The organism is Leucobacter chromiiresistens (assembly GCF_001477055.1).
Lineage (GTDB): Bacteria > Actinomycetota > Actinomycetes > Actinomycetales > Microbacteriaceae > Leucobacter > Leucobacter chromiiresistens_A.
On the sequence record NZ_LDRK01000018.1, the window covers coordinates 174182 to 181135 of the forward strand.

Annotated in this window: 6 protein-coding genes and 1 rRNA gene; all 7 read right to left on the reverse strand. The window is 67.5% G+C overall.

Annotated elements, in window-relative coordinates; genetic code table 11:
• Positions 1 to 46 precede the first annotated feature (46 nt).
• The 7 genes from mnhG to rrf all read right to left on the reverse strand — a co-directional run bounded on the left by mnhG (position 47) and on the right by rrf (position 6817).
• Positions 47 to 544, reverse strand: coding sequence for a monovalent cation/H(+) antiporter subunit G (mnhG, locus tag NS354_RS04460; RefSeq protein WP_082677888.1), 498 nt, complete (start codon positions 542 to 544; stop codon positions 47 to 49).
• Entirely contained in the window at positions 537 to 848 is a 312-nt protein-coding gene (locus tag NS354_RS04465) for a monovalent cation/H+ antiporter complex subunit F (protein WP_058593379.1), read from the reverse strand. Before NS354_RS04465 ends, mnhG begins: the two co-directional genes overlap by 8 nt.
• Positions 845 to 1423 carry a Na+/H+ antiporter subunit E gene (locus NS354_RS04470; protein WP_058593380.1) on the reverse strand — a complete coding sequence of 193 codons (579 nt, stop codon included), beginning with the start codon at positions 1421 to 1423 and terminating at the stop codon, positions 845 to 847. The genes NS354_RS04465 and NS354_RS04470 overlap by 4 nt, the downstream gene beginning before the upstream one ends.
• Positions 1416 to 3092, reverse strand: a complete 1677-nt coding sequence (locus NS354_RS04475; protein WP_058593381.1) for a Na+/H+ antiporter subunit D — start codon at positions 3090 to 3092, stop codon at positions 1416 to 1418. The genes NS354_RS04470 and NS354_RS04475 overlap by 8 nt, the downstream gene beginning before the upstream one ends.
• The gene (locus NS354_RS04480) at positions 3089 to 3598 is read right to left on the reverse strand and encodes a Na(+)/H(+) antiporter subunit C (RefSeq protein ID WP_058593382.1); all 510 of its coding nucleotides are present in this window, start codon (positions 3596 to 3598) and stop codon (positions 3089 to 3091) included. The genes NS354_RS04475 and NS354_RS04480 overlap by 4 nt, the downstream gene beginning before the upstream one ends.
• Entirely contained in the window at positions 3595 to 6486 is a 2892-nt protein-coding gene (locus tag NS354_RS04485; protein WP_430735995.1) for a Na+/H+ antiporter subunit A, read from the reverse strand. The genes NS354_RS04480 and NS354_RS04485 overlap by 4 nt, the downstream gene beginning before the upstream one ends.
• A gap of 214 nt (positions 6487 to 6700) precedes the next feature.
• Positions 6701 to 6817, reverse strand: a 5S ribosomal RNA gene (gene rrf, locus NS354_RS04490).
• Between the last annotated feature and the right edge of the window lie 137 nt (positions 6818 to 6954).

A 6954-nucleotide genomic window follows, 5' to 3' on the forward strand; every position in this document is an offset into this window, starting at 1 on the left:
CCCGATGCGTGCGCTCAGTGCGCGCGGCCGGTCCGCCGAGAACGGATCAGGACGACGAGGCGCCGGTCTCCGGCGGACGCCGGTCGGAGGGAGCCGAGTGCGCGTCCGAGCGAGGCGCCGCGTCGGGCACCCCGTCCACCTGCTCGAGCGCACTCGACTGCGCACTCGACTGCGCACCGCTCTGCTGCCCGGCGCTGGCCTCCATGCGATCGATCGCCGGCCCGAGTTCGTCGACGACGAGCGTCGAGGCTTCGAGCTGCCCGGTGCGGTAGGCGGCGCGGCCGACCATGTGCGCCGCCACCGGCGCCGTCAGCGACTGGAACACGAAGACGGGCACGAGGGCGAGCAGCGTCGCCACCGAGCGATCCTCGAGCGCGATGGCGGTGATGACGAGCAGCAGGCCGAAGATCTGCGGCTTCGTGGCGGCGTGCAAGCGGCTGAGCGCGTCCGGGAACCGAAGCAGGCCGACCCCGGCGGCCACCGAGAGCAGCGCGGCGAGGAACACGCAGATCGCGGCGAGCAGGTCGAGCACGGCATCAAACATGGCCGGTCTCCTTCGGCTGCTGCAGCGTCGGCTGGTCCGCGCGACGTTTGACGAAGCGCGCCACCACGATCGTCGCGAGGGTCGCCGTCGCGGCGATGACCGTCATGAGCGGGATGGTGTCCGTGTGCCCGCGGGCCACCATGTCGGCGCCCACGGCGAGCATCAGAGTCGTCAGCAGGACATCCGAGGCGATCATGCGGTCGAGAATCGTGGGTCCGCGCACGATGCGCACGATGGCGAGCAGCGCGGTCACGGTGAGACCGATGCCCGCGGCGACGAGCAGAGCCTGCGTCACAATGCTCATCCGAGTGCTCGCATCTCTTGCTTCGATCCGACGGCCCGCAGGAGCAGACGCTCGATGGTGTAGACGGCCCGACGCATCTGAGTGAGTTCCCGCTGCGTTGGGGTGTTGAGCACGTGCAGATACAGAGTGGATCGGAAACGGTCGATCTCGGCGACCAGCGAGCCGGGGATCAGAGAATTCGTCAGCGCCACCATCGTCATGATGAAGTCGGAGCGGGTGTGCAGCCGTACCGCGATGATGGACGTCGCGGGCGGCGGCCCGGGGCGCACCGCGAGCCACGCGACGCCCCATGACGCTCGAGCCAGGTGCCAGAAGAAGTAGCCGAGGTACTTGAGGGTCCACCAGACGTTCAGGCGTCCCGCGAGCTCGACCGGGGGCAGGTAGAAGAGGCGCATGACGAACACCGCGATCACGAGGCCGCTGAGCACCGACAGCGCCGACACCTCGTGCCACAGCATCATCCAGAGCACCACGAGCCCGACGACCAGCGGCAGCTCGTGCAGGCGCACACCGAACTCGCGGCGTCGCGCTTCGCGGGGCGATTCCTCCGCGAGTTCGACGGGTACATCACTCATCCGAGTCCCCCTCATCCACTGTCGTCCGTCCGCTGCCGCCGCCCGGGCTGTCCCCGCCGGTGCCGTCGCCGTCGCCCAGCACCTGCTCGACCACGATGCCGGGATCCGCGAGGGTCTCGCCCGCCCGGGTGGCATACGCGTACAGCGGGCCGGCCAGCACCGTCAGTGCAATGCTCACCGCGACCATACCGGTCGTCGCGACGAACATCAGCTTCGGAATCTCCTTCTGCTCGGCCTGCGGCTGCGCATCCGGCGCATCCTGCAACCGCTCGAAGAGCGCCTGCTCGCGTTCGCGCAGCACGAGCGCCTCCGTCGTCGCGGGCTTCGCGTGCTTCGACTCCGCCCCCGCCTGCGCGGGCGTGCGCCAGAAGGCGAGCACCCATGCCCGGGCGAGCGCGTACAGGGTGAGCAGCGACACCAGAGCACCGATGCCGATCAGCCAGTACGCCTCCGGACTCGCGAGATCCGCCGCGACCGTGAAGAGGCCGAGCTTCCCGATGAAGCCGGAGAAGGGCGGAATACCGCCCAGGTTCAGCATCGGGATGAAGAACAGGATCGCGATGAACGGCGCCTTGCGCATCATGCCGCCGAGCCCCGAGAGCGACGTGGTGCCGCCCTGGCGCTCGACCAGGCCCACGGCCAGGAACAACGTCGTCTGCACGATGATGTGGTGCGCGATGTAGTAGATGGTCGCGGCGAAGCCCGCGGCGTTCGCCATGCCGATGCCGAAGATCATGTAGCCGATGTGGCTGATGAGCGTGAAGGAGAGCAGTCGTTTGATGTCGAGCTGCGACACGGCTCCGAGTATGCCGACGATGAGAGTGAGACCCGCGATGACGAGCAGCAGTCGGTCCACGCTCGAATCGGGGAAGAGTTTCGTCTGCGTGCGGATGATCGCATAGACGCCCACCTTCGTGAGCAGTCCGGCGAAGACCGCCGTCACCGGCGCCGGCGCCGTGGGATAGGAGTCGGGCAGCCAGAACGCGAGCGGGAACACGGCGGCCTTGATCCCGAACGCGATGAGCAGCGTGAGGTTCAGCAGCAGTTGGATCTCGCTCGGCAGCTCGGCGATCCTGACGGTCAGCTGCGCCATGTTCACGGTACCCGTGGCGCCGTAGATCAAGCCGATGGCGGCGAGGAAGAGCACGGATGACACGAGCGAGACGATGACGTACGTCACGCCGGCCCGGATCCGCTGGGCCGTTCCGCCGAGGGTGATGAGCACATAGCTCGCGACGAGCAGGATCTCGAACCCGACGTACAGGTTGAACAGGTCGCCCGCGATGAACGCGTTGAACACGCCCGCGCCGAGCACGAGGTACGTCGGGTAGTAGATCGAGACCGGGGTGTCGTCGTCGCCATCGGCGAGGCCCTGCCCGAGGGAGAAGAGGAAGACGCCGAGCAGCACGATGGACGAGACGGTGAGCATGAGCGCCGACACCCGGTCGACGACGAGCGCGATCCCGAAGGGCGCGGCCCAGCCGCCCACCTCCATCACGAGGATGCCCGCGGCGTCCACGAGGTACATGAGCGCGCCGCTGAGTACGACGACAGCGCTGAGGGCGAAGAGCGTGATGCCCTGCTGCAGGCGTCGGTGCCCCGGAACCGCGAGCGCGAGCGCGGCACCGGCCAACGGGATGAGTACGGCGAGGGGAACGAGCTGGATCACGGCTTGGGCTCCCCCGCGGTCTCGGAGGCGTCGGAGGCCGCGCTCCCACTGGGCGCGATATCGGCGCCCGACTCCGGATAGTCCTCTTCGTCGTACTCGAGCGTCTCCGCGAGATCCTCGTCGGTGACCTCGGTCGCGGCAAGAGCTCGCGTCGTCGCGATCTCGAGATCCGACTCGTCGTCCTGCACGCGGTCGTCGTGGTCGTGCGCGAGCCGCCACGACCGGTAGATCAGCGCGAGCAGGAAGGCGCTGACGCCGAACGTGATCACGATCGCGGTCAGGATGAACGCCTGCGGGAGCGGATCGCTCATCTCGTCCGCTGGGGCGTCCCCGTAGATGGGGGCGGCGCCGAAGCTCCCCGTCATCAGGAAGATGAGGAGGTTCGTCGCATTCCCGACCAGCAGGAAGCCGAGCAGGAGACGAGTGAGCGACCGATCGAGCATGAGATAGACGCCGCACGCGTACAGCACCACCATCACCACGACGAGCACGAGCGGCATGGTCATCGAGAACTCACCCCCTCCTCCTCGAAGGAGGCGATGTCCGCCTCCTCGTGCTCATCGATCTCGGCTCCGAGACTGCGCAGCACATCGAGAATCAGCCCGAAGACGACGAGGTAGACGCCGACGTCGAAGAGCGTCGACGTCACGAGCGGCAGCGATCCGAAGATGCCGAGGTCGAGGTCGACCCACGCCGACGCGAGAGCGGCCTGCCCGAAGAGCATGGGGATGAACGCCATCGACACCGACAGCGCCAGCCCGATCCCGAGGATGCGTCCGGCATCGAGCGGCACCGTGGCGCCGAGCTCGTGCCGACCGCCCGCGAGATAGCGGGCGACGAGGGCGAGGCCCGCCACCAGCCCCCCGGCGAATCCGCCACCGGGGGTGTTGTGCCCCGTCAGCAGGAGATAGATCGAGAGGATGATGAGTCCGTGGAAGATCAGGCGGACGACCACCTCGAGCAGGATGGAACGGCGCGCGGGATCGAGATGGCGGCCGGCGAGCAGCCAGGTCATGCGCCGCGCGGGATCGTTGGGGTCGGCCACGCGCTGCAGGTGCTCCCGAGCGGCGCGGCGCGCATCGCGCCGGCTCAGCTTCGGGCGGTTGTCGACTCGAGTGCTCAGGAATACGAGGGAGGCGACACCGGTGGCTGCGGCGAGGATCACGGAGAGCTCGCCCATCGTGTCCCACCCGCGGATGTCGACGAGCATCACGTTGACGACGTTGCTGCCGTGCCCGCCCGCGTAGGCGAGTTCGGGCAGCTGCAGGGAGATGGGTTCCGCAATGCGAGAGCCGAGCGCGATCACCGCGAGCATGCCGAATACGAGGCCGACGCCGAGGCCGATCCCCGCCCGCAGCCAGCGCTTGGGTCGCGAGGCGCGGTGCCCGATCCGCTGCGGCAGGCGTCGGATCACGAGCACGAAGGCGATCAGGGTCACCGTCTCCACCAGCGCCTGCGTGAGCGCGAGGTCGGGGGCGCCGTGCATCGCGAAGATCGCTGCCATGCCGTAGCCCGTAAGGCCGACGAGCACCACGGACTGGAAGCGCGTGCGCGCGCGCAGCGAGAAGAGCGCCGCGATCACCATGACGATCGCGATCGGCACCTGCACGGGGGACGTCACGAGTGCGTATTCGCTCGGCCATTCTCCCGTGACGAGGATGGTGCCGCCCAGGGCGGCGACCAGCACGATCAGAATCACCGCCAGGTAGAACGGCAGCGAACCTCGCTGGGTGATCGAGGTGAGCTTGATCGCGACGGAATCGACGAAGTGCGTGGACACCCAGTAGGCGTGCGAGGCCGACCACCGCTCGGCAGGGGGCGACACCCGTCGCGTCGTGCGGCTGAGCAGCCAGGCGAGCAGCGACCCGCTCAGCAGCACGCCGACCGACGCGAAGAGCGCCGGAGTGATTCCATGCCACAGCGCAAGATGCTCGATCTTCACGCCAGCCGCCTCGTCTGACACCAGCGGAAGCAGCACGCGGTCTGCCACCGGCGCGAACAGGCCGAGCACGAGCGTGGCGAGGGCGAACGCTCCGGGCGCGATGAGAATCGACCAGCCGGGAGCGTGTGCGACACGGCAGGTCTCGACACCCGGCTTCGCCGCGAAGGCCCCCCAGAGGAAGCGGCCCATGTACGCCACGGTCAGCACGCTCCCGGCCACGGCGACCGCGAAGGCCGCGAGTGCGAGCGGCCGCTCGTGGCCGACCTCGAGCAGTTCCGTGAAGGCGGACTCCTTCGCGATGAATCCGAAGAACGGCGGGAAGCCCGCCATGGAAGCGGAGGCCAGCACCGTGATCGTCATCAGCACCGGCATCCTCCGGCCGAGACCGCTGAGCTTGCGCAGGTCGCGCGTGCCGGTGGAGTGGTCGATGATGCCGACGGAGAGGAACAAGGGCGCTTTGGCGAGCGCGTGGGCGAACAGCAGAGCGAAGCCGGCGAAGCTCGCACGCGGATCGCCGACGCCGAACACCATGACCAGCAGGCCGAGCTGACTGACTGTGCCGTGCGCGACGACGAGCTTCAGGTCGAACTGCCGCAGCGCCCGGATTCCGCCGTTGATCATTGTGGCGGCGCCGAGCACCACCAGCGTTTCGCGGTAGCCGACGACATCGCCGAACGCCGGGGTGATCCGCGCGATGAGGTAGATGCCGGCCTTCACCATCGCTGCAGCGTGAAGATACGCGCTCACCGGGGTCGGAGCGGCCATTGCGCCGGGCAGCCAGAAGTGGAAGGGGAAGATTGCGGATTTCGACAACGCCCCGGCGAGGATGAGGAAGACGGCAGTCACGCCGACAGCGCCCTCCGGCGGCTCGGCGACGATCTCGGAGAGCAGCGAGCTCCCGCTCTGATGGGCCAGCAGCACCAGTCCGACCAGCATCGCGAGCCCGCCGAGCGTCGTCACAATCAGTGCCTGCAGTGCGGCTGCCGTGGAGGTGCGCAGTCGCGTCAGATGACCGATGAGCAGGAACGAGAAGATCGTCGTTCCCTCCCAGAATACGAAGAGCAGGTAGACGTCGTCTGCGAGCACGAGTCCGAGCATCGAGGTCGCGAAGCCCATGAACACGGCCGCGAATCGCTCGAGCCCCGGTTCCCGCACGTCGAAGTAGCGCGCGCAGTAGAGCAGCACCAGCGCACCGGCGCCGGTCACGAGCAGCGCGAAGAGCGCCGATACCTCGTCGAGCCGGAACGTCAGCGTAAGGTCCAGCTCAGGAACCCATGCGAACGCCTCGACGATCGGCCCGCCCGCGGAGACTCGCGCAGTCATCAGCGCGAGCACCCCGGTGATGGCGGCGAGCAGCGCCGCCGCGACGACGAAGACGCTCCGACCGATGACTCGGGCGAGCGGATGGGTGATGGTGGAGACCGCAGCGAGGATGAGCAGAATACTCATCATCGCTCCCATAGGCGGCCCACTTCCGATTCGGTCGTCGTTTGGTGTTTCCACCAGTCTACTGGAAAAACGGATCCGTATTCGCCCCGGCCGGCGATGAAGCCCAGATCACGCGCGCAAATTCTGTCGCTGCGAAATGGCCCGGGAAAAGGGTTGAGGCCCGTGCCCGAGCGATCACCATCATGGTGACCACCCGAACACGAGCCTCAGAAAAGGTGTCCGGCGGTGTCCTACTCTCCCACAAGGTCCCCCTTGCAGTACCATCGGCGCAGTCAGTCTTAGCTTCCGGGTTCGGAATGTGACCGGGCGTTTCCCTGACGCTATAGCCGCCGTAACTCTATTCACATATGACCACACCCACCCCCAACGGGTGACTGCGTGGCCGTACGTCTAGAACCACAAAGTGGACGCGAAACAATCGTTACAAACACACATCATGCCCCACCCGAGGGTGGGAAGAAATCAAGTCAT

What these genes read in the sequence shown, in the direction of transcription:
- NS354_RS04480 (WP_058593382.1), bottom strand. Translation starts at nt 3,598, where the DNA reads ATGACCATGCCGCTCGTGCTCGTCGTGGTGATGGTGGTGCTGTACGCG.
- mnhG (WP_082677888.1), bottom strand. Translation starts at nt 544, where the DNA reads ATGTTTGATGCCGTGCTCGACCTGCTCGCCGCGATCTGCGTGTTCCTC.
- NS354_RS04470 (WP_058593380.1), bottom strand. Translation starts at nt 1,423, where the DNA reads ATGAGTGATGTACCCGTCGAACTCGCGGAGGAATCGCCCCGCGAAGCG.
- NS354_RS04465 (WP_058593379.1), bottom strand. Translation starts at nt 848, where the DNA reads ATGAGCATTGTGACGCAGGCTCTGCTCGTCGCCGCGGGCATCGGTCTC.
- NS354_RS04485 (WP_430735995.1), bottom strand. Translation starts at nt 6,486, where the DNA reads ATGATGAGTATTCTGCTCATCCTCGCTGCGGTCTCCACCATCACCCAT.